This is a genomic window from Taklimakanibacter albus, from assembly GCF_016595235.1.
Classification (GTDB): domain Bacteria; phylum Pseudomonadota; class Alphaproteobacteria; order Rhizobiales; family Aestuariivirgaceae; genus Taklimakanibacter; species Taklimakanibacter albus.
Map to the genome: position 1 here is coordinate 2,010,790 of NZ_JAENHL010000007.1, position 23,148 is coordinate 2,033,937.

The 23,148-nt window shown below is 63.1% G+C and carries 26 protein-coding genes; 8 read left to right on the top strand and 18 right to left on the bottom strand.

What is annotated here, in order from left to right:
- From JHL16_RS21030 to eutB, 3 genes are read right to left on the bottom strand one after another with little or no spacing between them, the layout of a single operon-like run.
- The gene (locus JHL16_RS21030; RefSeq protein ID WP_200186781.1) at positions 1-1,179 is read right to left on the bottom strand and encodes a M24 family metallopeptidase; all 1,179 of its coding nucleotides are present in this window, start codon (positions 1,177-1,179) and stop codon (positions 1-3) included.
- A gap of 8 nt (positions 1,180-1,187) precedes the next feature.
- On the bottom strand, positions 1,188-2,177 hold the full coding sequence (locus JHL16_RS21035) for a cyclodeaminase (RefSeq protein ID WP_200186782.1): 990 nt from the start codon (positions 2,175-2,177) through the stop codon (positions 1,188-1,190).
- 3 nt (positions 2,178-2,180) lie between these two features.
- Positions 2,181-3,176, bottom strand: a complete 996-nt coding sequence (eutB, locus tag JHL16_RS21040; RefSeq protein ID WP_200186783.1) for a hydroxyectoine utilization dehydratase EutB — start codon at positions 3,174-3,176, stop codon at positions 2,181-2,183.
- A 162-nt stretch (positions 3,177-3,338) separates the two neighbouring features.
- Between eutB and ehuB the strand changes: the two genes are divergently transcribed.
- From ehuB to JHL16_RS21065, 5 genes are all read left to right on the top strand, one after another.
- On the top strand, positions 3,339-4,202 hold the full coding sequence (ehuB, locus tag JHL16_RS21045; protein WP_200186784.1) for an ectoine/hydroxyectoine ABC transporter substrate-binding protein EhuB: 864 nt from the start codon (positions 3,339-3,341) through the stop codon (positions 4,200-4,202).
- A 165-nt stretch (positions 4,203-4,367) separates the two neighbouring features.
- Positions 4,368-5,096 (top strand): ectoine/hydroxyectoine ABC transporter permease subunit EhuC, encoded by a 729-nt coding sequence (ehuC, locus tag JHL16_RS21050; protein ID WP_200186785.1) that lies wholly within the window; start codon positions 4,368-4,370, stop codon positions 5,094-5,096.
- The gene (ehuD, locus tag JHL16_RS21055; protein ID WP_200187217.1) at positions 5,093-5,752 is read left to right on the top strand and encodes an ectoine/hydroxyectoine ABC transporter permease subunit EhuD; all 660 of its coding nucleotides are present in this window, start codon (positions 5,093-5,095) and stop codon (positions 5,750-5,752) included. The genes ehuC and ehuD overlap by 4 nt, the downstream gene beginning before the upstream one ends.
- Entirely contained in the window at positions 5,749-6,528 is a 780-nt protein-coding gene (gene ehuA, locus JHL16_RS21060; RefSeq protein ID WP_281436028.1) for an ectoine/hydroxyectoine ABC transporter ATP-binding protein EhuA, read from the top strand. Before ehuD ends, ehuA begins: the two co-directional genes overlap by 4 nt.
- On the top strand, positions 6,525-7,217 hold the full coding sequence (locus JHL16_RS21065) for a GntR family transcriptional regulator (protein WP_200186786.1): 693 nt from the start codon (positions 6,525-6,527) through the stop codon (positions 7,215-7,217). The genes ehuA and JHL16_RS21065 overlap by 4 nt, the downstream gene beginning before the upstream one ends.
- Here JHL16_RS21065 and JHL16_RS21070 read toward each other — a convergent pair.
- Genes JHL16_RS21070 through JHL16_RS21090 form a run of 5 tightly spaced genes read right to left on the bottom strand, consistent with a single transcriptional unit; the run spans position 7,199 to position 11,719 of the window.
- Positions 7,199-7,945, bottom strand: a complete 747-nt coding sequence (locus JHL16_RS21070) for an MBL fold metallo-hydrolase (RefSeq protein WP_200186787.1) — start codon at positions 7,943-7,945, stop codon at positions 7,199-7,201. The genes JHL16_RS21065 and JHL16_RS21070 overlap by 19 nt on opposite strands.
- Positions 7,942-8,991, bottom strand: coding sequence for an ATP-binding cassette domain-containing protein (locus tag JHL16_RS21075; protein ID WP_200187219.1), 1,050 nt, complete (start codon positions 8,989-8,991; stop codon positions 7,942-7,944). Before JHL16_RS21075 ends, JHL16_RS21070 begins: the two co-directional genes overlap by 4 nt.
- A complete protein-coding gene (locus JHL16_RS21080) occupies positions 8,985-9,767 on the bottom strand; it encodes an ABC transporter permease (RefSeq protein WP_200186788.1) in 783 nt (260 codons plus the stop codon). Before JHL16_RS21080 ends, JHL16_RS21075 begins: the two co-directional genes overlap by 7 nt.
- 1 nt (position 9,768) lies before the next feature.
- Complete coding sequence (locus JHL16_RS21085) at positions 9,769-10,614, bottom strand: ABC transporter permease (RefSeq protein WP_200186789.1); 846 nt, start codon at positions 10,612-10,614, stop codon at positions 9,769-9,771.
- Between the two features lie 31 nt (positions 10,615-10,645).
- Positions 10,646-11,719 (bottom strand): polyamine ABC transporter substrate-binding protein, encoded by a 1,074-nt coding sequence (locus JHL16_RS21090; RefSeq protein WP_200186790.1) that lies wholly within the window; start codon positions 11,717-11,719, stop codon positions 10,646-10,648.
- Positions 11,720-11,808: 89 nt separating this feature from the next.
- Here JHL16_RS21090 and JHL16_RS21095 point away from each other — a divergent pair, with 89 nt between their 5' ends.
- Positions 11,809-12,432 carry a TetR/AcrR family transcriptional regulator gene (locus JHL16_RS21095; protein ID WP_200186791.1) on the top strand — a complete coding sequence of 208 codons (624 nt, stop codon included), beginning with the start codon at positions 11,809-11,811 and terminating at the stop codon, positions 12,430-12,432.
- Positions 12,433-12,522: 90 nt separating this feature from the next.
- Entirely contained in the window at positions 12,523-13,623 is a 1,101-nt protein-coding gene (nirK, locus tag JHL16_RS21100; protein ID WP_200186792.1) for a copper-containing nitrite reductase, read from the top strand.
- Between the two features lie 3 nt (positions 13,624-13,626).
- Here the strand turns inward: nirK and JHL16_RS21105 are convergent, their stop codons facing one another.
- Together JHL16_RS21105 and JHL16_RS21110 are read right to left on the bottom strand one after the other, a co-directional pair.
- Positions 13,627-14,829, bottom strand: coding sequence for an NnrS family protein (locus JHL16_RS21105; RefSeq protein ID WP_200186793.1), 1,203 nt, complete (start codon positions 14,827-14,829; stop codon positions 13,627-13,629).
- A gap of 13 nt (positions 14,830-14,842) precedes the next feature.
- Entirely contained in the window at positions 14,843-15,283 is a 441-nt protein-coding gene (locus JHL16_RS21110; protein WP_200186794.1) for a pseudoazurin, read from the bottom strand.
- A 136-nt stretch (positions 15,284-15,419) separates the two neighbouring features.
- On the opposite strand from JHL16_RS21110, the gene JHL16_RS21115 reads away from it, so the two are divergent.
- The gene (locus tag JHL16_RS21115; protein WP_200186795.1) at positions 15,420-16,112 is read left to right on the top strand and encodes a cyclic nucleotide-binding domain-containing protein; all 693 of its coding nucleotides are present in this window, start codon (positions 15,420-15,422) and stop codon (positions 16,110-16,112) included.
- A 128-nt stretch (positions 16,113-16,240) separates the two neighbouring features.
- Here the strand turns inward: JHL16_RS21115 and ccoS are convergent, their stop codons facing one another.
- The 8 genes from ccoS to ccoN are packed head-to-tail and all read right to left on the bottom strand — an operon-like array spanning position 16,241 to position 22,968.
- Positions 16,241-16,390 carry a cbb3-type cytochrome oxidase assembly protein CcoS gene (gene ccoS / locus JHL16_RS21120; RefSeq protein WP_137859805.1) on the bottom strand — a complete coding sequence of 50 codons (150 nt, stop codon included), beginning with the start codon at positions 16,388-16,390 and terminating at the stop codon, positions 16,241-16,243.
- Positions 16,387-18,552: a heavy metal translocating P-type ATPase gene (locus tag JHL16_RS21125; RefSeq protein ID WP_200186796.1), complete on the bottom strand. Its 2,166-nt coding sequence runs from the start codon at positions 18,550-18,552 to the stop codon at positions 16,387-16,389. Before JHL16_RS21125 ends, ccoS begins: the two co-directional genes overlap by 4 nt.
- Entirely contained in the window at positions 18,549-19,337 is a 789-nt protein-coding gene (locus tag JHL16_RS21130; RefSeq protein ID WP_200186797.1) for a DUF2189 domain-containing protein, read from the bottom strand. Before JHL16_RS21130 ends, JHL16_RS21125 begins: the two co-directional genes overlap by 4 nt.
- Before the next feature lie 14 nt (positions 19,338-19,351).
- Positions 19,352-19,540 carry a hypothetical protein gene (locus JHL16_RS21135; RefSeq protein ID WP_200186798.1) on the bottom strand — a complete coding sequence of 63 codons (189 nt, stop codon included), beginning with the start codon at positions 19,538-19,540 and terminating at the stop codon, positions 19,352-19,354.
- A complete protein-coding gene (ccoP, locus tag JHL16_RS21140; protein ID WP_200186799.1) occupies positions 19,537-20,415 on the bottom strand; it encodes a cytochrome-c oxidase, cbb3-type subunit III in 879 nt (292 codons plus the stop codon). Before ccoP ends, JHL16_RS21135 begins: the two co-directional genes overlap by 4 nt.
- Positions 20,406-20,567 (bottom strand): cbb3-type cytochrome c oxidase subunit 3, encoded by a 162-nt coding sequence (locus JHL16_RS21145; RefSeq protein ID WP_200186800.1) that lies wholly within the window; start codon positions 20,565-20,567, stop codon positions 20,406-20,408. Before JHL16_RS21145 ends, ccoP begins: the two co-directional genes overlap by 10 nt.
- Positions 20,568-20,569: 2 nt before the next feature.
- Positions 20,570-21,304: a cytochrome-c oxidase, cbb3-type subunit II gene (gene ccoO, locus JHL16_RS21150; RefSeq protein WP_200186801.1), complete on the bottom strand. Its 735-nt coding sequence runs from the start codon at positions 21,302-21,304 to the stop codon at positions 20,570-20,572.
- A gap of 5 nt (positions 21,305-21,309) precedes the next feature.
- A complete protein-coding gene (gene ccoN / locus JHL16_RS21155; protein ID WP_200186802.1) occupies positions 21,310-22,968 on the bottom strand; it encodes a cytochrome-c oxidase, cbb3-type subunit I in 1,659 nt (552 codons plus the stop codon).
- Positions 22,969-23,148: the final 180 nt, after the last annotated feature.

Below are 23,148 nucleotides of genomic sequence, written 5' to 3' on the forward strand. Positions count from 1 at the left end.
TCAGTCGATCACGATCAATTCGCGCGCGACGTCACACAGCCGCTCGCCGCCTGTGTCGGTGACGACGAAGGACTCGGAGATCGCGACACCGAAATCCTGGAGCCATACGCCCGACTGAATATGGAAGCACATGCCGGCCTGGAGCGCCGTCTCATCGCCGGGCCTGAGGCTCACCGTGCGCTCGCCCCAATCCGGCGGATAAGCGAGTCCGATCGAATAGCCGACGCGGCTTTCCTTCTTGAGACCGTGCTTGCGTAACACCGCCTGCCAGGCACCTTCGACTTCCGCCGCGGTGTTGCCGCTCTTCGCTTTGGCGAGGCCGGCATCGACGCCCTCGACCACCGCCTTGGCGACATCCGTGATCGCTTGCGGCGGCTTGCCCAGATGAATAGTGCGGGTGAGCGGCGCATGATAGCGCCGCCGGGCGCCGGCAATCTCGAGCATGGCGAGGCCTGACGTCGGCAAAGGCGCATCGCTCCAGGTGAGATGCGGCGTGCTCGTTCCCTCGCCCACCGGCATCAGCGGACAGATGGCGGCATAGTCGCCGCCGGCACCCGGCACGCCTATGGTCTGCGCATGATAGATCTCGGCGATCACTTGATATTGCGGCACACCCGGTCTCATCACTTCGATGGCGCGGTTCATCGCATGACTGCAGATTTGTCCCGCCTCGCGCATGAGAACGAGCTCTGCATCTGACTTCACCAGCCGCGCCCAGTTGACGAGATCGCCATTGTTGCTGAAGGCTGCTTCCGGCAATCCATTGGTCAGGTGAGCATGGCAGCGCGCCGTATAATAATGCGCGTCCATCTCGACACCGATGCGGGCTTTGCTCCAGCCGCGCGCCCGGATGAGCTCGGCAAGCTCGTCATAGGGATGGCCGACCGGATGCTGAATCAGATGTTCCGAGAAGGGCACGATATTCTTCGCCGGCAGATAGGTGGTGAGGTGGGCGCTCTTGGCGTCCTGGGCGCGGCCGAACCAGATTGGCGTCTCTTCGTCCCGATGCACCAGCACGCATTGCGGCACATAGAAGGACCAGCCGTCGAAGCCGGTGAGCCAGCCCATATTGGCCGGGTCCTGGCAGACGATGAGATCGAAGCCGGCTATTGCCATGCGGCCTTTGACCTGGGCGAACCTTTCGGCATATTCGGCGCGCGTGAAGGGAATGTTGCTCATTCTATCTCTCAGGCTGTGATCTTGGTGCCGATGCCGAGCTTCCGTGCTGCGGCAAAGGCGTAGGAAGCGATGGCGGTATCCTGAGCACCGGTGCCAGTCAGGTCGCAGAGGGTGATGGCTGTCTCTGACGGCCTCCCCGGATTGGTTCTGGCCACGATGGCGCCGAGCTCGGGCGGTGTCTCGCCATTCATCAGGCCGGCGGCACGCGCCGCGCGCAATTCTCCGAGAGCGGCGGCTTGGCTCACGCGGTCGCAGACATAGAGATCGGCGAGCGCCACGGCACGTGGGTCGATCTCGTTCTTGCCGGCCTGGTCGGCACCCATGGCGGTGATATGCAATCCCTTATGCAGCCATTCGGCGCGCAGGATCGGTTTGCGCGCCGATGTCGTCGTCACCACCAATTGCGCCTCGGCCACGGCGGCGGCGGCATCCTTCACCACGTCCGCCTCGATCTTGAGCGCCGTCGCGATGTCTTCGGCGCATGCTTGGGCACGCACCGGATCACGGCCCCAGACGATCACTTTCTTGAAAGGCCGCACCTGATGCGCGGCGATGATCTGCAGGCGCGCCTGGGCGCCGGTGCCGAGCACGGCGGCGGTTTCGACCTTCTTCGGCGCCAGATATTTGGCGGCGATGGCCCCGGCCGCGGCGGTGCGGATATCGGTCAGATAGCCATTGTCGAGCAGCAGTGCCGCGACGAGCCCGGTCTTCGCCGAGAACAGGATCATCAGCCCGTTGAGGCTCGGCAGGCCGAGCTTCGGATTGTCGAAGAAGCCCGGACTGACCTTGATGGCGAAATGCTCGAAGCCTGGCAGATAAGCGGTCTTCACATCGACCTCGCCATGGGCCTCGGCGATTTCCATCGAGAGGATCGGCGGCATGACGACCTTGCCCGAGGCGAGGAGCCGGAACGCGTCCTCGACGGCTTTGAGCACCGGCGCACCAAGCGTGACCGCGCGGCGCAGATCGGCTTCGGTGAGAATGGCGATGTCGCCCATGATTTATCCTTTCACCATGCGGTCGCCCACGCGCACCGGCTCGCCCTTCGCCACCGCGATGATCTGGTCGAGATCGGCATTCTGGCCGGAGATGATCATGGCCGTAGGGCCGTCGAGCTTGAGCTTGCCGGCGAGGAGCGCCGCGATGCCGACGGCACCACCGCCTTCGGCGATAAGGCGTTCACGCCGGAACAGCGCCTGCATGCCGCGATAGATTTCTTCTTCGCTCACCAGCAACGTCTCATCGGCGAAATCGCAACACAGTTTGAAGGTCCACTGATTGGTGAGATTGATGCCGCCGCCCAGTGTGTCGGCGAGTGAGGGGGCTTCGGCGACGTGGATCGGGTGACCGGCCTTGAGGCTCTCGTGCATCGCGGCGCCTTCTGCCATGCTGACGCCGGTCACGCGGATCGACGGCTTGATCTGCTTGGCGGCGACAGCGATGCCTCCGAGCAGACCGCCGCCCGACAAAGGCACGACAATCTGGGTGAGATCGGGACATTCGGTGAGTAGCTCGAGCGCGATCGTCGCCTGGCCGAGAATGACATTGCGATGATCGAAAGGCGAAATGTCGGTATAGCCCTTCTCGCGCACCAGCCGGTCGGCTTCCCGCTGCGCATCATCCTGGCTCGTCCCGCAACGCCGGATCGTGGCGCCCTGCGCCGCGATGCCCTGGACCTTCGCCTCGGGTACGAGATTGGAGAGGCAGATGGTGGCTTTGATGCCGAGATGGCGTGCCGCATAAGCGACAGCCTTGCCGTGATTGCCGGTCGAACAGCAGACGACGCCGCGCCGGCGCGCCGCTTCATCGAGACGCAGCAAGGCATGCGCCGCCCCTCTGATCTTGAAGGCGCCGATCGGCTGCAGGGTTTCGAGCTTGAGCAGGATGGGCTGGCCCGCCTGGTCCGAGAAGCTTAACGCTTCGACCAGCGGCGTCGTGCGGGCAAGGCCTTGGATGAGCCTGTGCGCCTCCCGGACGGCTTCAAGGGAAAACCCCATCGAACTCCCTAAATGTGCACAACATTACCTTATCGTTGTGCCCTTTCGTGTTATTCACGCCAAATTACATCTTCGCTTGCGGTATGTCTAGATAAGATGTATACAACAATGACACCCGGCGATGAGACCGGGCAGGAAACGCGACAATCCCGGGAGATACGCATGTCCAAGATGATCACGCGCCGCCGCCTGCTCGCGGGAACGGCCGGCCTTACTTTTACCGCCACGACTTTCACGTCGATCGCTCATGCCGAGACGACACTGGAGCGCGCCAAGGCTCAAGGGTACATCCGCATCGGCTTCGCCAATGAAGCGCCCTTCGGCTATGCGACGCCCGACGGCAAGCTCACCGGCGAAGCGCCGGAAGTCGCCAGGGCGGTGCTCGCCAAGATGGGCGTCGCCCAGGTCGACGGCGTGCTCACCGAATTCGGTTCGCTCATTCCCGGCCTCAAGGCTGGCCGCTTCGACGTCATCGCCGCCGGCATGTTCATCAACCCGAAGCGCTGCGCCGAGATCGCCTTCTCGGAACCCTCTTACGGCATCGGCCAGGCCATGCTGGTGAAGAAGGGCAACCCCAAGGCCATCAAGGACTATGCGAGCTTCAAGGACAATTCCGCCCTCAAGCTCGCGGTAATGGCGGGCGCCGTCGAAGCCGGCTACGCCAAGGACGCGGGCGTACCGCAGGAGCAACTCGTCATTCTTCCCGACCAGTCGAGCCTCGTCGCCGCCGTGCAGTCGGACCGCGCCGATGGCGCCGCTCTGACCGCGCTTTCCATCGCCGACATGGCGAAGAAGGGTGAAGGTGTGGAATCGACGACGCCTTTCGGCGAGGTCGCCGGCAAGTCGGTGAAAGGCCATGGCGCCTTCGGCTTCCGCAAGGACGACACCGATCTCATCGACGCCTTCAACACGCAGCTGAAGGCCTTTCTCGGCACGCCGGAGCATATCGCGCTGGTGACGCCCTTCGGCTTCGGCAAAGACTACCTGCCGAACAAGACGATGGAACAGCTCTGCAAGGGTGAATAATCTCTGTCACGCCGACATGGTGAGCTAGGCCCCTCACCCTGAGGTGCGAGCGTAGCGAGCCTCGAAGGGTGTGTTGCAGCATATTCGCCCTATCCTGATGGGCGCTTCGAGGGCCGCTTCGCGGCCACCTCAGCGTGGGGTCGTTGAAAGGGGAGAAGCAAACGTATGGGCATTCGCACGCTCATCGTCATGCTGGTGGCGTCCATTTTGCTGATCGCCTATCTGGCGACGCGCGACACCTACAGTCTGTTTCTCCCCGGCCTCCTCCAGGGCGCGGCGCTCACTGCCCAGATCACCGTGCTCGGCTGCCTTCTCGCCGTCGCCATGGCGATCCTCTCGGCGCTGGGCAAACTCTATGGCCCCACGCCGATCCGCTGGCTCGCCAATCTCTATATCGAGATCTTCCGCGGAACTTCGGCTCTGGTCCAGCTCTTCTGGCTGTTTTTCGTCCTGCCGCAATTCGGAGTCAGCCTCGATCCCTTCGCTGTCGCGGTGCTGGGCCTCGGCCTCAATATCGGGGCTTATGGCGCCGAATGCGTACGCGGCGCCATTCAGTCGGTGGCGCGCGGCCAGTGGGAAGCCGCCACCGCCCTCAACATGACGCGCATCCAGATGCTGCGCCGGATCATCCTGCCGCAGGCTTTCATCGCCATGATCCCGCCCTGGGGCAATCTTTTCATCGAGCTCTTGAAATCGACGGCCCTCGTCTCGCTGATCACTTTGTCCGATCTCGCTTTCAAGGCGCAGCAGATGAACCAGACGACGATGAAGACCATCCCGATCTTCACCCTCGTTCTCCTGATCTATCTCGTTCTGTCGCTTCTCATCACCATCGGCATGCGCCTCCTCGAACAGCGCGCCGCGAAGGGCCTCGCCCGCGGGAGGACCGCCTGATGTGGGACTGGGCTTTCACCTTCGAGATCCTGCCCACCCTCGCCAAGGCGGCGGTGATCTCGATCGAGGCGACACTCTTCGGCTTTGTGCTCGCCGCGACGCTCGGCCTCGTCCTCGCGCTGCTGCGCATCGCTTTTCCCTGGACAGCTTGGCCGATCTCGGTGCTGGTCGAGCTCATCCGCTCGACGCCGCTCCTTATCCAGATCTTCTTTCTCTATTTCGTCTTCCCCTCCTTCGGCGTGACGCTCGACGCCTTCACCGCGGGTGTCCTGGCGCTTGGCATCCACTATGCCGCTTACTGCTCCGAGGTCTATCGCGCCGGCTTCGACAATATCCCGCGCGGCCAGTGGGAAGCCTCCATCGCCCTCAATCTGAGCCCCTGGACGACCTTCCGCGACATCATCATCCCGCAGGCCATTCCACCCATCGTGCCGGCGCTCGGCAATTATCTGGTGGCGCTTTTCAAGGAGACGCCGCTGCTCTCGGCCATCGCTGTCCTCGAATTGATGCAGACCGCCAAGATCATCGGCTCGGAGACCTTCCGCTATACCGAGCCCATCACCTTGGTCGGCTTGTTCTTCCTGGCGATGAGCCTCGTCTCCGCCACTTTCATCCGCGCCGCCGAACGCCTGCTCAACCGGAGACCAGCCCGATGACAGATCGACCGATGGTTCGTTTCGACAAGGTCTCGAAGCGCTACGGCCCGCTGACCGTGCTCGATTCGCTCGAGCTCGACATCGCCCGCAATGAGAAGGTCGCCATCATCGGCCCGTCGGGTTCGGGTAAGACCACGGTCCTGCGCATGCTGATGACGCTCGAGGCGATCGATGACGGGGTGATCTGGGTCGAGGGCGAGCCGCTCACCCATATGGAGCGCAATGGCAAACTGATCCCGGCCGACCGCGCCCATATCCGCAAGATCCGCGCCAAGATCGGCATGGTGTTCCAGTCGTTCAATCTCTTCCCGCATATGACGGCGATGGCCAATTGCATCGAGGCGCCGATCACCGTGCTCGGCATGAACCGCAAGGAGGCCGAGGAACGCGCCGCGGGTCTGCTCGAGATGGTGGGGCTCAGCCAGAAGAAGGAGCATTATCCCGCCCAGCTGTCGGGCGGCCAGCAGCAGCGCGTCGCCATCGCCCGGGCTCTTGCCATGCGCCCGAAAATCATGCTGTTTGACGAGGTGACCTCCGCCTTGGACCCGGAGCTCGTCGGAGAGGTGCTTCAGGTGATCCGCAGATTGGGCAGCGAACATGACCTGACCATGCTGATGGTGACCCATCAGATGGGCTTCGCCAAGGAATTCGCCGACCGCGTCTGCTTCTTCTATCAGGGCAAGATCTGCGAGCAGGGTCCGCCCAAGGCTTTCTTCGGTAATCCGCAGAATGAGCGCACCAAGCAGTTCCTGCATGCCGTCCTGGAGGCCGGATGAGTATTGCCGCCGACAATGACGACAAGCCGCTGACGCTGGCGCGCGAGCGTTTCGAGCGCATCTACAATACGATCCGCGACCGCATCTGCCTGATCGAATATGAGCCGGGCGCGCGCCTTGCCGAAGAGGAGCTGGCGCGCGAATTCGGCGTCTCGCGCACGCCCTTGCGTCGCGTGCTGAGCCGTCTCGAGGGCGAAGGCCTGCTCGAAAGCCGGCATGGCGTCGGCACCTTCGTCATCAATGTCGATCTCGACGCCTTGCTTCCCGTCTATCGCTTGCGCATGGAGCTCGCGGCCCTGATGGGCAAGCTCGATCCGATCCCGCGAACGCCGGAGGATCTCGCCCGCGTGCGCGCCTTGCTCGGCCGCTGCGACGCGCTCATCCAGGCCCCGGACCCCAAGGCCTATGCCCGGCTCAATATGGATTTCTTCCATGAGCTCGCGGCGATGATCGGCAACCAGCCGCTGCGCGAGATCTCCGAACGCCTCTATTTCCTGACCAACCGCGTCTGGCTCCGATCGGCGCCATTGCTCGACCTCAAGGACGAGGTCGCCGTTTTCCGCCGCGAAGTGGCCGACATCCTCGCCGCCATGGAGCTCGGCGACTGGGAAAGTGTCGGTTATATCCGGCGCAGCCACATCGCCATGTGGGTTCGCCGCATGCAGCAGCATCAGGAAGAAGGAAGATGACAGCCGGCCTTGCGCAGCCCGGCCAGATATTCATCGATCAGCTGCCTGTAGCGCACCGGCCCGAAGCTCGGGAAATGGCCGCCATGCACGATGCTCACCGGCAGTGACCGGATACGCTCGAAGGTCGCCTGATAGTCACGACGGTCCGAATGATAGGCATCGTCGATCAGCGGCCCGTCATAGACGACATCGCCCGACAGGAAGATGCCGGTCTTGCGCTCGAAGAGCCCGATGCCACCCGGTGAGTGGCCGGGCGTGTGGATGACCTCGAAGGCGCGGTCGCCCAGATCGACGATGTCGCCGGCCTTGAGGATACGTTCCGCCGGCGCCGGCTTGATGCGATAGGCTTCCGTTTTCCAGCCTTCGGGCGCTCGGTCGAACATCTCTTCCGTCGCATAATTGTCGGCACAGGTCAGCTCGTTACGCGGGTCGGCGAGAATGGCGGCTTCGGCTTCATGCACCGCCCGGTCGGGGAACTCATGATGGCAGCCGATATGATCGAAATGCGTATGGCTCGCGACGCATAAAAGCGGTCGCTCACGCACCAGCGCCACATGCCGGCGCAGGCTGAAATGTCCGAGCCCTGAATCAAACAGCAAATCGCGGTCGCGCCCGCGCACATGCCACATATTGCAGCGATAGAAGGGCTTGATCCACGGTTCATGGATGAGGGTCACGTCGTCCGCGAGGCGGATCGTCTCATACCAGTCGGTGGCGGAAACCCTCATCGCGTCAGCACCAGCACATGTTTGGGATCACAGGCGAAATGAACCATATCACCCGTCTGCACTACAGCATCGGCGGGCAGACGCGCCAGCAGCATCAGGCTCTCGTCCTTGACGAGACTTGCGGTGACACGTTTGAAGCTGCCTTGGAAGACGACATCGCTGACGCGGCCTTCGCCGAGTGGCAACAGCTGCTTCTGGTCGATGACGACATGTTCGGGCCGGAGCGCCAGAACGATCTCGCTGCCGGGCTTGACGTCGGTTGCAAGCTGCCAGCGGCCGAAGACGGTCTCGATCTCGCCTGAGCCGATGACGCGGCCAGAGAAGATCGTGCTTTCGCCCATGAAGGTGGCGCTGAAGCGGCTCGCCGGCTTCGAATAGACGCGTTCGGCCGGACCTTCATCCTCGATACGGCCATTGCTCATCACGACGCAGTGGTCGGCGAGCGCCATCGCCTCTTCCTGGTCATGCGTCACATGGACGAAGGCAGTGCCGACCCGCTTCTGGATCGCCTTCAGCTCTTCCTGCATCTGGCGCCGGAGCTTGAGATCGAGCGCGCCCAGAGGTTCGTCGAGCAGAAGCACCGACGGCTCGACCACCAACGCACGGGCGAGCGCCACGCGCTGGCGCTGGCCGCCCGAGAGCTGATGCGGCTTCTTGCCGAAGGCTTCCGGCAGGCCGACAAGCTTCAGCACCTCTTGCGCCCGCTTGTCACGCTCAGAGGAAGCGACGCCGCGCATACGCAGGCCAAAGCCGACATTGGCGCCGACCGTCATATGGGGAAACAGCGCATAGTCCTGGAACACCGTCGTGGTCGGCCGCTTGGCCGGCGGCATGCCAGTGCAATCCTGTCCTTCGATCAGCACCTGGCCGGTGGTCGGGACCAGGAAGCCACCCAGGATTGACAGCAAGGTCGTCTTGCCCGAGCCCGAAGGACCGAGCAGCACTGTGTAGCTCCGGGGCGCGATATCGAGTGAGACATCATCGAGGGCGCACATGGCGCCGAATTTCTGCGAGACGGATTTGACCTGGACCAGTGGTGTCATGATCTGGATTTCCGGAAGAAGACGAGTTCGAACAGGAGCACGAAGGCGATCGACACCAGGAAGACGAGCGAGCCGACCGCATTGGTCTTGGGGTTCAGGCCGGAGCGCAGCAAGTTCCAGATCTCGACCGGCAAGGTGGTGTCGAAGCGGGTGAGCAGGAACGAGATGACGAATTCATCCCAGGAGAACGTCATCGACAGGAAGAAGCTCGCGAACAAGGCCGGCCACAGCATCGGCGCGGTGACCAGCGTCAGCACCTGCCATTCCTTGGCGCCCAGATCGCGCGCGGCGCGTTCGATATTCGCCTGATGCTCGCCCATCTGGCTGTAGAGAATGGCGAAGCAGAGCGGCAGGTTGATCACGACATGTCCGATGCCGGCGGCGGTGAGCGATTTGGGAAAGCCGATGCTGTTGAAGAGGACGAGGAGCCCCATGCCGATGATGAGATAGCTCACCGTCAGCGGCAGGGTGATGAGGCCGCGCATGAGGGCGGAGGCCGGCAGCCGGAAGCGCGCGAATCCCCAGGCGGCGAGGAAACCCAAAAGTGTCGCTACCGCCGAGGAGATCACGGCGACGGCCAGCGAATTGAGAAGCGCCGAAGTGAGGCGTGCATCACCGAGCACCGCCTGGTACCAGCGCAAGGACGGACCGCTGAAGGGCGGGATCGGAAAGGACGTGGCCTGGAAGGAAAACAGGACGAGCGTCACCACCGGCAGGAAGATGAAGCCATAGATGAGAACGGCGTAGATGATGGTGGCGAGGCGGATCGCGCTGCGCATATCAGGCCCGCTCGATCTTGAGCCAGCGGGCGCAGGCGAGATAGGCGACCGTCACCACCAGCATGAGCAGGATCGACAAGGCGGAGGCGAGCGGGAAGTCGCCGCGCCGGCCGATCTGCAGCATGATGAGCTGCGGCATCAGCAGTTCATTGTTACCTCCGAGAATTTGCGGCGTGATGTAGTCCCCGGTCGCGAGCACGAAAGTGAGAAAGGCGCCGACCATGATGCCGGGCAGGGTCAATGGCAGAATGATATGCAGGAAAGTCCTGACCGGCCCGGCGCCCAGATCGGCGGCGGCCTTGCGGTAGCTCGGGCTCAGCTGCTTGAGATTGGCGAAGATCGTCAGCGTCAGCAGCATCACGAAGAAATGCACGAAGCCGGTGACAGTGGCGAAACGCGTATTGGCGAGCTGGATCGGTTCGGCGATGAGGCCCAGCTGCACCAGCGTATTGTTGACGACACCCTTCTCAGCGAGCACCAGCAGCCAGCTATAAGAGCGCACCACATAGGAGGTCCAGAAAGGCAGGATCGCCAGGATGAGGGCCAGCCGCTGCCAGCGCTCGGGGATCTGTTCGGCAAGGATCCAGGCGAAGGGATAAGCGAGCAGGATCGAAATCACCGTCACGATCGCTGTGACTTCGAGCGAATTGAACAGCGCCCGATAATAGCTCGGATCGGTGAAGAACTGCTGGTAGTTGGCGAGCGAGAAGCCGCCGCCCTTCACCGTGACGCTCACCAGCGCCATGGCGATGAAGGGCGCGGCGAAGAAGGCCAGCGTCCACAGGAGTGCCGGCCCCACCGCCACCCAAGGCACGGCGCCGCCACGGGCATTCGCGCTTTGCGTCATCAGACAGTCCGCCTGAGGTCAGACCTTCAGACTACTGCGCCTGCAGCATCTGGGTCCACACATCCTGCATCTGCTTGTCGAGCTTCTCGTCGGGCGCCGGATAGAGCTGGGCGCGGGCGAGGAAGCCCGGCTGCTCGTCGAAGCGCAGCACCTTCTTCTGCTCATCGGTGAGCGTCGCCTTCTGGTTCGACGGCATGCCCCAATAGCAGGATGAGGTGGCGAGCCGCGCCTGGCCTTCCGGGCTCAGCACATATTGGATGAATTTGAGCGCCGCATCCTTCTTCTGGCTGGCCGCCAGCATGGCGAGCGACTGCGACCAGAGAATGCCGCCTTCTTTCGGGATTGAGAAGTCGAGCGCCGGATTCTCCTTGGCGAGTCCGGCCGTCACCCATTCGCCGCCGCCGACCAGGATGTCGACCTCGCCGGTGGCAAGCGCCGTCTGGCTGGCGGTCACCTCGCCGACGAGCTTGGCATTGGCTTTCATCTTGAGGAGCACGTCCTTGATGGCGGGCAGATCGGCCTCGGTGAGGTCGGCGGTCTTCTTGCCGGCGGCCAGCGCCGCCATGCCCATCACCGGGAGATAATAGTCATAGATGGCGATGCGGCCCTTGTATTTGTCGCTCACCAGCGACTGCAGCGTCTGCATGTCGCTGCCGTCGACCTTATCCTTGTTGAAGCCGATAGTGTTGTAGCCGAATTTCTCGGTGATGCCGTAGCGCTTGCCGTCGAGCTTGGTGAAGGCATCGAGAACCACTTGTGGATAGAGATCGCCGAAGGGCAGCTTGTCCTCGGGCAGCGGTTCGAACAGCCCCTTCTCGACGCCGCGGCGCACGTCGATGGAATCGATCACCATCACGTCCCAGTCGCCGGGTTGCGACTGATCGAGCAGCGCCATGCCGGCGCCGGTGCCTTCGAATTCCTTCACATTCACCTTGATGCCGCTCGCATCCTCGAAGGGTTTCAGGAATTCGGGCGCCGAGTGATCGCACCAGACCAGCGCATTGATCTCCTCCGCGAGCGCCGGCGAAAGGCCGAGCGCCACAAGGGCGGTGGCGGAGAGCGCCAATTTGCGGAAAGCGTTCTTGAAACGCGTCAGAGTTTTCATGTCTGCTCCTCCCAGAATTTATGTTATGAAATAAAAAATGAACCATTTCTAAAATTGAGTCAATTCCAAAAATATGCCAGAGTGAGTCCATGACAGGACTGCGCGCACGCCAGAAGGCCGACCGGCATCAGCGGATTCTACAGGCCGCATCAGAGCTATTTCGCAGCTCCGGCTACGAAGGCGCCAAGATCGAGGCTATCGCCTCTCTGGCCGAGGTTTCAATCGGCACGATCTATAATTACTACGAGAACAAGGGTGACCTGCTCGTCGCCATCGTCGCCATGGAGGTCAACGAGGTTCTCAATGCCGGACACCAGGTGATCGAGAACCCGCCCGCCCATGTCGCCAAGGCGGTCGACAAGCTCGTCATCGGCTATATCGAACATTCCCTCGTCTATCTGAGCAAGGAAATGTGGCGCCAGGCGATGGCGATCTCGACGCAGCAGCCGGAAAGCCCGTTCGGCAAGACTTATGGCGATCTCGACCGGGCGCTGACCGACCAGACCTGCGCGCTGATCAAGCGCCTGCAGGAATTGAAGCTGGTCCACCGTGACATCGATGCGAAGAGCGTCGGCGAGATGATCTTCAACAACACCAATATGATGTTCACCGTCTTCGTGAAGACCGAAGCCATGACCATCGCCGAACTGCGCGCCGCCATCCGCCGGCAGAACAAGCTCTTGCTCGACGCCGCGGCGACGGAAAAAGATTAAATCCACTTTCTTTTTGCACTGCAACAAAGACCGTCTGCGCGGTCACACCTACTCTTCCCGTCATGACATCTTTGATGGAGGAGAATGTCGATGCTGACACGCCGCGAAGCTCTGTGGGCAGGCGCGATGGGAGCGGCCGCTGCCGCCTCCCTGCCCTTCGCCCCGACACCGGTTCAGGCCGCCGAGATTGCCGGCCTGGCGCGCGAGAAGATCACCCTGATTGCCCCGCCATTCGTGCATGGCCACAAGCAGGTCGCGACCGACGGCCCGAAGGTGGTCGAGTTCACCCTGACCATCGAGGAGAAGCCCTTCGTCATCGACCCCGATGGCACCAGGATCTGGGCCATGACCTATAATGGCAGCATGCCCGGCCCGATGATGGTCGTTCACCAGGGCGACTATGTCGAGATCACCTTGATCAATCCGGCGAGCAACGAGCTGCCGCATAATATCGACTTCCACGGCGCGACCGGCGCCTTGGGCGGCGGCGCGCTGACCGAGATCAATCCCGGCGAGCAGGCGGTGCTGCGCTTCAAGGCGACCCGCCCCGGCACCTTTGTCTATCATTGCGCGCCACCCGGCATGATTCCCTGGCATGTCGTTTCAGGCATGAGCGGCGTGCTGATGGTGCTGCCGCGCGACGGCCTGAAGGACGGAGACGGCAATCCGCTCAAATATGACCGCATCTTCTATGTCGGCGAGCACGACCTCTATGTCCCACGCGACGGCGACGGCAAATACAAGGCCTATGACTCGATCGGCGAGAGCTACGAGGACACGTTGAAGGTGATGCGCGGCTTGATCCCGACCCATGTCGTGTTCAACGGCGCCGTCGCTTCGCTCACCGGCGACAAGGCGCTCAAGGCCAAGGTCGGCGAGACCGTGCTGATGGTGCATGCGCAAGCCAATCGCGATACCCGCCCACATCTGATCGGCGGCCATGGCGATTTCGTCTGGGAGATGGGCAAGTTCAACAACCCGCCGGCGCGTGATCTCGAGACCTGGTTCATCCGCGGCGGATCGGCGGGAGCGGCGCTCTACACGTTCCTGCAGCCCGGCCTTTACGCCTATGTGAACCACAATCTGATCGAGGCGGCCGAGCTTGGCGCGACCGCGCATGTGATGGTGGATGGCGAATGGAACGACGACCTGATGACCCAGGTCGTAGCCCCGGGTCCGATCCCGGCCTGAGTGTCAGGCGGGCGCGGCGAGAGGCTGCGCCCGCTTTCTGGGCTTGAGTAGGAGAGGCGCGAAGAAGACGGAAAATCCCAGAAAGGCCACAGCCCAGGTCACGCCGGAGAACGGCATCAGCCCGGCGAGGGAAGGATGACAGGCGGCGGCGAGCCGCAGCAACGCCGCGACGATGACCGCCAGAAGGATCAGACACGTGCCTGGTCCGGCTTTGAGCGCTTGCCCCGTATGGCCGAGCGTGGCGCGGGTCATCACCGCGAGCGTCATCGCGCCGATGGCGCCTGAGCCGAAGGCGTGAATGCCGGCCGCCGCTGGGACGAGATCAGGCGCCAGGGCTGCAAGTCCATTAAGCAGAAAGCCGAGGGGCACAAAGGCATAGGCGACATGCAGGATGAGCACCAGCGGATCGCGCCAGGTGCGATAACCGGCCCAGCGCAGAAGGCGCGCGGCATTGAGGCCGGCGGCGAGGATCAGCAGCACGCCGGTCTCGGCATGCTCGGGCACAAAGGTCCAGGCCGCCAGCGTTACCGCCGAGAACAGGGTCACCCCCGCGTCGAAGCGATTGAACGAAATGGGAAGGCGTCCCGGATTCTCGCGCATGAGCCAGTTATGGGTGAAGCTCGGAATGATGCGCCCGCCAATGACCATGATGAGCACGATGACGGCACCAAGGCCGAGCCTGCGGCTGAAATCGGTGATGCCATACTGGCTGGCCTCCCAATGAAACAGGAGATTCGCCGCGAACAGCATGCTGACCGGCGCCAGGACTTTGAGATTGCGCCAGTTCTTGCCGGCGATGATCTCGCGCGCCGCCACCATGACCACGGCGAGGAGGAAGGCGCCATCGATCGCGGCCGCGATCATCCAGCCTGTCTCCTCCGAACAGAACACCGCAACCCGACCGGCGAGCCAGAGCAGCACGAGGCCGAGCAGCGGCAGGCCTTGCACCGGCAGGCGCCCGGTCCAGTTGGGAATGGCGGTGAGCAGGAAGCCGGTCATGACTGCGGGCAGATAGCCGAACAGCATCTCATGCACATGCCAATCGATCGGCGCGAACAAGCTCCTGGTGGCGAGCTCGCCATGGAAGAGCGGCAACCAGAAGACGATCGCGAACCCCGCCTGGAGTGCCCCCAGCAGGAAGAATGGCCGGAAGCCGTAAGAGAGGACTGCCGGATAATTGCCAGGCCTGACGCGCGCGATCGCCATGGGTTTAACGTCCTCAGTTGTTCGGCGGCATCTCCGCGAAGATCGCCTCGAACCGCTTCTTGGCGAAGCCCGGATGCTTCACGGCCTTCGCCGTATCGAGATTGACCGGCTTTCCGGCCACCGCCAGAAACACCATGCCCATGCCGTAATGGGGCGTGCATTTGACGCCATAGACGCCTTCCTGGCCGAGCGTGAGCGTGAAGGTCTCGTTCACCGCGCTTTTGAAGCTTGCCGCCCCTTCCGGCAGCATGCCCTTGATCGCTTCGGCATTGTGCGACTTGTCGGTGGGAATGAAAGTGATCGTGTCGCCGGGCACCGCCGCGACGAAATCCGGTTCGAACACCATGGTTCCCTTGGCACCCTTGTTGAGCATGTGGACCTGATGATCCGCTGCGAGCGCATCGCCCGCGCCGAGCACCAGGAGGGCGGCCAACGGCAGGGCCAGAATTCTCATGACACAGTCTCCATTCGCTTCGTTACGGCCAACTATTGACTTGTCCCGCCCTCTCTGACTTTGCTGCACCGCAAATAACCGGCATGCGAGACTGCGACCTTCCGTCCCGTCCGCTGCTGGCAGGAGCGCCTTTCGCGTGTACACGCTCGACCGATCTTTGATTGCCGGCCTGCCGCCTTTTTCAGGCCTGAGCCGCCCCGATCTCGATGTGATCCTGGAGAAGGCGCGGCCGCTCCGCATCGCCGCGGGCCAGGCGGTGTTCGAGCAGGATACCGAGGCGCATTCCTTCTTCCTGCTGCTCGACGGTCATGTCCGCGTCGTGAAAACCACCGCCGACGGCCAGCAGGTCATCATGAGATATATCAGCGCCGGTCAGCTCATCGGCATCGCCACTGCGCTCGGCCGCACGACCTATCCGGCGACGGCGATCGCCGCCGTCGATTCGCTGGCCCTCGCCTGGCCGAACGAGGCCTGGCACGAGCTCGCCCGCCTCTATCCGGCCTTTGCCGCCAATACCTACAAGATGGTCAGCGCCCGCATGGAGGAGGCGCATGAGCGCGTCGTCGAGCTCGCCACCGCCCTCGTCGACCGGCGCGTCGCCCATGTGCTTCTGCGCCTCATCGAGCAGACCGGGCGGCGGACCGAATATGGCATCGAGATCGGCTTTCCGATTTCCCGCCAAGACATCGCCGACATGACCGGCACGACCTTGCACACGGTGAGCCGCCTGCTCACCGCCTGGGAGCATCAGGGTTTCGTCCGCAGCACCCGCAAGCGCGTCACCGTCGTCGATGGTGCGCGCCTGCTCGACCATGTCGGACGTGTGTAGAGCTACCACCCCTACCCCCGAGGTGCCCGCCGAAGGCGGGCCTCTAAGGGGGGCAAGCGGCAAGGCCCATGTACCTGGATCATGCTTCGAGGCTCGCTACGCTCGCACCTCAGCATGAGGATATCGCTCTAACGCTCCATCTCGTCATCGAGCAGGATGCGCTGGGCGGCGCCGTCGAGATCTTCATACTGGCCGCTTTTGAACGACCACAGGAACGCCCATAGCGCCGCTCCGCCGAGGAGCAAGGCCAGGGGGACGAGATAGACGAGACTGCTCATGTGGCCCTCCCGCGCAATCGGAGCGCATTGGCGACGACGACGATCGATGACGCCGACATGGCGAGCGCCGCAAGCAGCGGCGTGACATAGCCGGCCATGGCGAAAGGCAGCGCCAGGACATTGTAGAAAATGGCGAGCGCGAAATTTTGTCCCACCAGCTTCTTCGCCTCCCGCGCGATGCGCATGGCGAAAGGCACGGCGGTGAGCGAGCCATGCAGGAAGACGAAATCGGCGGCATTGCGCCCGATATCGGCAGCACTTGCAGGCGCCATCGAGGCATAGGCGCGCGCCAGCGCCGGCGCGTCATTGAGCCCGTCGCCGACCATCAGCGCCTTGCCGAGACCCGCGACATAGTCCGTCTTCTCTTTGGGCAGCATGGCGCCCATCGCCTCTTCGATACCGAGCCCATCGGCGAGGCGGCGCACGATGGGCCGCGCATCGCCCGACAGAATGAGAGGTGTTGCTCCCAAAGCGCGAACCTCAGCCACGGCCTCCTTGGCGCCCGGCCGCAGATCGTCCTCGAAGATGAAGCTGGCGACCGGCTTGCCGTCTTCGCACAGCACTGTGGCGTCTTTATCGCCCCCACCAGCCCACGCGGAACGCCCGAGCCGATAGAGACGCCCGTCGATCCTGGCCTCGATCCCCGAACCTGGAACCTCGGTGAAATCCGTCGCGACATGCGTCCGGCCATCGTCGTGAAGTGACAGCGCCCGACAGAGCGGGTGGTTCGACTGCTGCGCCAAGGCAGCAGCAATATTAAGCGCCCGCTTGTCGATCGTCGCCTCATTGACGAGACGCGGACGGCCCAGCGTGAGCGTGCCGGTCTTGTCGAAGGCGACCTGGTCGATCTCGGCGAGGCGCTCGAGCGCGGCGCCGTCCTTGACCATGATGCCGCTTTCGAATAGCCGCCGCGCCGCCACCGCCTGAACGATCGGCACGGCAAGGCCCAGCGCGCAGGGACAGGTGATGATGAGGACGGCGATGGCGATGCTGATCGAGCGGTACCAGTCGCCGGTGGCGATGAGCCAGCCGACGAGGGTCAGCAGCGCCAGGCTGTGCACGACTGGCGCGTAATAGCTGGCGGCCCGGTCGGCGACACGGCGGTAATGGCCGCGGCTGTTTTCGGCCGCCTCCATCAATTGCGTCATCTCGGCGAGGAAGGAGTTGGCGACACTCGATTGCGCCCGCAAGGTGAGAGCACCGGTGAGATTGAGCATGCCGGAGCGGAGCTTGTCGCCGGCCGCCACCTTTTGCGGCTGCGTCTCACCGGTGGCGAGCGAGCAGTCGATGTCGGACTGGCCGGTTTCGACCACGCCGTCGACCAATATGCGCTCGCCCGGCGTCACCTGCAGCAGCATCTCAGGCTCGATGGCCTGAGCGGGCAGATAGTCTCTGGCGCCATCGGCGTGGATGACCGTGGCGCCGCGGGGCGTGAGCCGCACGAGCCCCTGGACCGCCGAGCGTGCTTTCTCACGCATCAGGTGATCGAGCACGCGCCCGATCAGCAGAAAGAAGATGAGCGAGACGGCGGCATCGAAATAAGCATGGGCACCACCGATGATCGTATCATAGAGGCTCAAGCCGAAGGCGAGCAGCACGCCGATCGAGATCGGCACATCCATATTGGTGCGCCCGCGCTTCAGCGCCGACCAGGCGGAGAGAAAGAAGATGCGGCCGGAATAAACGAGCGCCGGCAGAGCGAGACCGGCCGAGATCCAGTGGAAGGCCTGGCGCGTATCGGGCTCCGCGCCGGACCACACCGATACCGACAGCAGCATGATGTTCATCGAGCAGAAGCCGGCCACCGCCATGGCACGGATGAGACGGGCGAGCTCGGGATCGCTGCGTTCCTCCGGCGTGAAGAGATGCGCGTCATAACCCAGATCGCGCAAGGTCTCGATGATCGGCGGCGCCGCGGCGCCCCGCCATTTCACCGCAACCCGCTTGCTCGACAGATTGACCCGCGCCGCCTCGACGCCGGTGACGTGTTTGAAGGCGCTTTCGATGGCGCCGATACAATGCGCGCAATGAATGCCGGGAACCGAAAGATCGCTCTGGCGCAGGCCGTCGCCGAGATCGCGGCTGGCGAGGATGACCTCGTCGGCCGATGGCGGCCCGAGCAGCTGGGCGCCGGCCGTCGCCGCCTGGCCGCAGCAGCTCATCTCATGGCCTTATAGGCATGCCAGGTGGCATGGCCGAGCAGCGGGAAGACGATGATGAGCCCGATGAGCGCCGTCGCCACGCTCACCAGGAACAGCGCCAGCACGATGATGCCCCAGGCGATCATCACCGGCAGATTGTTCCACACCAACGAGATGCTGGTGCCCATGGCGGTGAAGGCGTCGACATCCTCGTTGAGCAGCATCGGAATGGAGAAGGTGCTGATGGCAAAGGAAAAGGCGGCGAAGAGTCCGCCGACCGCCGTGCCGACCAGCAACATGGCCCAGCCGGTCCAGGTGGTGAACAGCATCTGGGCGATGTGATCGAGGCCCGGAAACGGCGTCAGCCCGAAGAACAGGGCATAGATCAGCACGGCGGCGCGCATCCACAGCAGCATCAGGCCGCACAGGATGGCACCGGTGAACCAGATCTGCCCGCCCGAGCGCGGCCTGACGAAGATCATGCGGGCGAGCGAGACCGGCTCCTTGTTGGCGAGGGCGCGGCTCTTCTCGTACAGACCCACGGCGAGGAGCGGCCCGACCACCATGAAACCGGCAAGCGCCGGAAAGAGGATATAGTCATAGCCGAGCCGGTAGAGGCCCCAGACGATGGCGAGCGACACGGCGAAGACGGCAAGCCCATAGGCAAGGCTCGGTCCTGGCTGGGTGAGGAAATCGCGCCAGCCGGCCTTGAGCCATGCGAAAGCGGCGCCGGCCGGCAGATTGCGGCGGTTGCGCTCGATATAGGGCCGATCACCGGTCTCATTCGTCGTGCTCGAGGCGGTCATCCCGGATCTCCCTTTCAACAGGCGGACTTCGCGGCCTGATAGGCGCCGCCTTCGCCCTTTTGATGCGGCACGCAATCGGGCTGCGACGTCACCGCGACATAAACGAGATGCGCATTGGCGGCGAGGAGGATGACGAGACAGAACCCCGCCACGGCAAAGGCGAAGAACCGCCACGACCATCGCCCTCTGGCCAGCACCGTCATTGTGGTGGCCTCAGTGCGTCGACATAGAGCGCCAGGATCTTGATATCGACATCCGAGAGTCTGCTGCCCCAATGCGGCATGTGACCTTGCCGGCCGGAATAGACGCTGGTGAAGACGGTATCGAGACTGCCGCCATAGATCCAATATTTGTCGGTGAGGTCCGGCGCGCCCATATCCTGCTTGCCCTTGGCGTCCTCGTCGTGACAGCTCACGCAATTGGCGGCAAAGACTTCCTTGCCGACTGCGACGGCCGGCGCTTCCGCCGGATCGTCGCTTCCAAGACCGGAGAGCGAGCGCACATAGGCGACGACATTGCTGATCTGCGTCGCATCGAGCACGCCGTCGCGGCCGAAGGCGGTCATCTGCGAGATGCGTGTATCCTCATTGGTCGAGTTGATGCCGACGCGGATCGTCTCGGCGATCTTGTCGGGCTCACCCCCCCACAGCCAGGACTTGGCGCTGAGATTGGGGAAGCCCGGACCGCCGCTCGCCTTCACACCGTGGCAAGCGGCGCAATTGTCCTCGAACAGCGTACGACCGGCGATCTGGACCCGGCCCATGAGATCGGGATCGGCCTGAATGGCGGCGAAATCCATCGCCGCGATCTTGTCCACCCAGGGCGCCCGCCCCTGGCGGGCCTCCGCCACCTGCTTGGCCACGATCTCGCGCTGGTCGATGCCCAATATGCCCTTGGTATAGGTCGACCACAGAGGCCAGGCCGGCATCGCGATCCAGTAGCCGATGGCGAACAATGTCGTGACGGTGAGGAAGAACAGCACGACGCGCGGCACCGGCGTGTCGAGCTCCTCGATGCCGTTCCATTCATGACCGGTCGTCTCGCGGCCGGTGATCGGATCACGCTTGCCTAGCTCCACGGTCTGTCATCCTTGTCGAGAATGCTGTTCTTGGCGCGGGTGAAGCCCGCGCGGTTGGCCGGCCAATAGGCATAGATCACCACGCCCACCGCCAGCGCGATGAGATAGAAGAGGCCCCAGCTCTTGGAGAAGGCGACGACCATATCATGCATGATCACTCTCCAATCTTGGTCTGTTCGGTCTTCTGGGCGGCGTCGGTGAGCTTGCCCAGGATCTGCAGATAGGCGACGAGCGCATCCATCTCGGTGAGCCGTCCGGCATTGCCGTCGAAGGCGCGCATATGCGTCGCCGCGCCATAGCGCTCGGTGACGCCGGCGGCCGCGTCGCTTTCGGGCGTCGCCTGGCCGAAAGCATCCTTCGCCGCATTCTCGATCATCGCATCCGTATAGGGCACGCCGACATCGCGCATGGCTCTCAGATGGCCGGGAAGGTCATCGATCTTCAGTTCGTTGCGCAATAGCCAGCGATAGGCCGGCATGACCGATTCCGGCACGACGTCACGCGGATTGTAGAGATGCGCGACATGCCAGGCGTCGGAATATTTCTCGCCGAGGCGGGCGATGTCGGGCCCGGTGCGCTTCGAGCCCCACAGCATCGGATGATCATATTGCGACTCGACCGCCAGCGAATAAGGCCCATAGCGCTCGACCTCGTCGCGCAAGGTACGGATCATCTGCGAGTGGCAGGCATAGCAGCCTTCCCGCATGTAGATATTGCGCCCGGCGAGCTCGAGCGGCGTATAGACCCGCATGTCGGGGGCCGCCTCGACCGTGTTCTTGATGGTGAAGAGCGGTGCGATCTCGACGATGCCGCCGATCGAGGCGACAAAGATGATGGCGAGCACGAAGCGTATCGTATTGCGTTCGATCTTGCGGTGGAATTCGGACATGTCCGTCACTCCCCCGCCTGCAGGACCGGATCGCGGCCATAGCTCGGCACATCGGTCCCACCATCGCTTTGCGCCCGCTCCCGCTTGGCGACGCGGATCGTCATCAGCACATTATAGGTGCCGACGATCGCGCCCAGGAGGAACAGCAGGCCGCCAAAGGCGCGCGCGATATAATAGGGATGCATCGCGACGAGCGAGTCGATGAAGGAATAAGCGAGCGTCCCGCTGTCCGTATAGGTCCGCCACATCAGCCCCTGGATGATGCCGGAATTCCACATGGCGAAGACGTAGACGACGGTGCCGACGAGGGCGAGCCAGAAATGCACCTCGATGAGGCGCGCCGAATACATCGTCTCGCGCTTCCACATCCACGGCACCAGCGCGTAGATCGAGCCGAAGGTGATCATCGCCACCCAGCCAAGGGCGCCCGCATGCACATGACCGACAGTCCAGTCGGTGTAATGCGACAGCGAGTTTACGGCGCGGATCGCCATGAACGAGCCCTCGAAGGTCGAGATGCCGTAGAAGACGGCGGCGACCATCATGAAGCGCAAGGTGGCGTCGTCGCGCACCTTGTGCCAGGCGCCATTGAGGGTGGCGAGCGCATTGCCCGCCGATGCCCAGGACGGCACCAGGAGCACGATCGAGAAGGTCATGCCGAGGGTCTGCACCCATTGCGGCAGCGCCGTGTAATGCAGGTGGTGCGAGCCCGCCCACATATACATGAAGGTGATGCCCCAGAAGCTGATGATCGACAGACGGTAGGAGAAGATCGGCCGGCCGGCGCGCTTCGGCAGGTAATAATATAGCATGCCGAGGAACCCGGCGGTCAGGAAGAAGGCCACCGCATTATGGCCGTACCACCATTGCGTCATCGCGTCCTGGACGCCCGAGAAGGCCGAGTAGCTCTTGAAGCCGCCGAACGATACCGGCACCGCCAGGTTGTTGACGATATGGAGGATCGCCACGACCAGGATGAAGGCCATGTAGTACCAGTTGGCAACATAGATATGCGGCTCCTTGCGGCGCGCCAGGGTGCGGATATAGATCAGGAAATAGACGACCCAGACGATGACCAGCCAGATATCGGCATACCATTCGGGCTCGGCATATTCCTTCGACTGGGTGACGCCCATCATATAGCCGGTGGCGGCGACGATGCAGAACAGGTTGTAGCCGAGGAGCACGAACCACGGGCTCAGCTGGTCCGGCAAACGGGCGCGTGAGGTGCGCTGCAGCACATGGAACGAGGTGGCGATCAGCGCATTGCCGCCGAAGCCGAAGATGACGCCGCTGGTATGGATGGGGCGGAGGCGGCCGAAGCTCGCCCAGGCGGCATCGATGGTGAGGTCCGGCCAGGCGAGCAGCGCCGCGACCCAGACACCCACGAACATGCCGGCGATCGCCCACAGCATCGCGAGCACGATGCCGACCTTGGTCGGATCGTCGTAATATTGTTCAAATTGCGCAGGATTTGGCTCCGGAGCGTAGAATTTACGCAAGAGCGGGATGCCGACGCCGATCGAGGCGGCAATGACCAGGAAGCCATGCAGGCCGAAGGGTGTGCCGCGTCCCGCCACCGCCATGGCGAGGCCCAGAAACGACATCACAATAAGAATGAGTAAAGCCGATTGCCGTTCGGCGACCGTCAACCGTGCAATCATGATGTTGCTGCCACTATAGTCAAGATGATCATCGCGTGACCCCCCTTGCACTATCTCTAGACGAGCGCTTTCCGCCCCGTCTTTGATCTGGCGCAAATTCCGCCGCCAGCCGACCAGACAGCCCCCTGGTCAAGTTCCATTCAAGCACGAGACGGCGCGCGACGCAAAACCCGGGTGGCG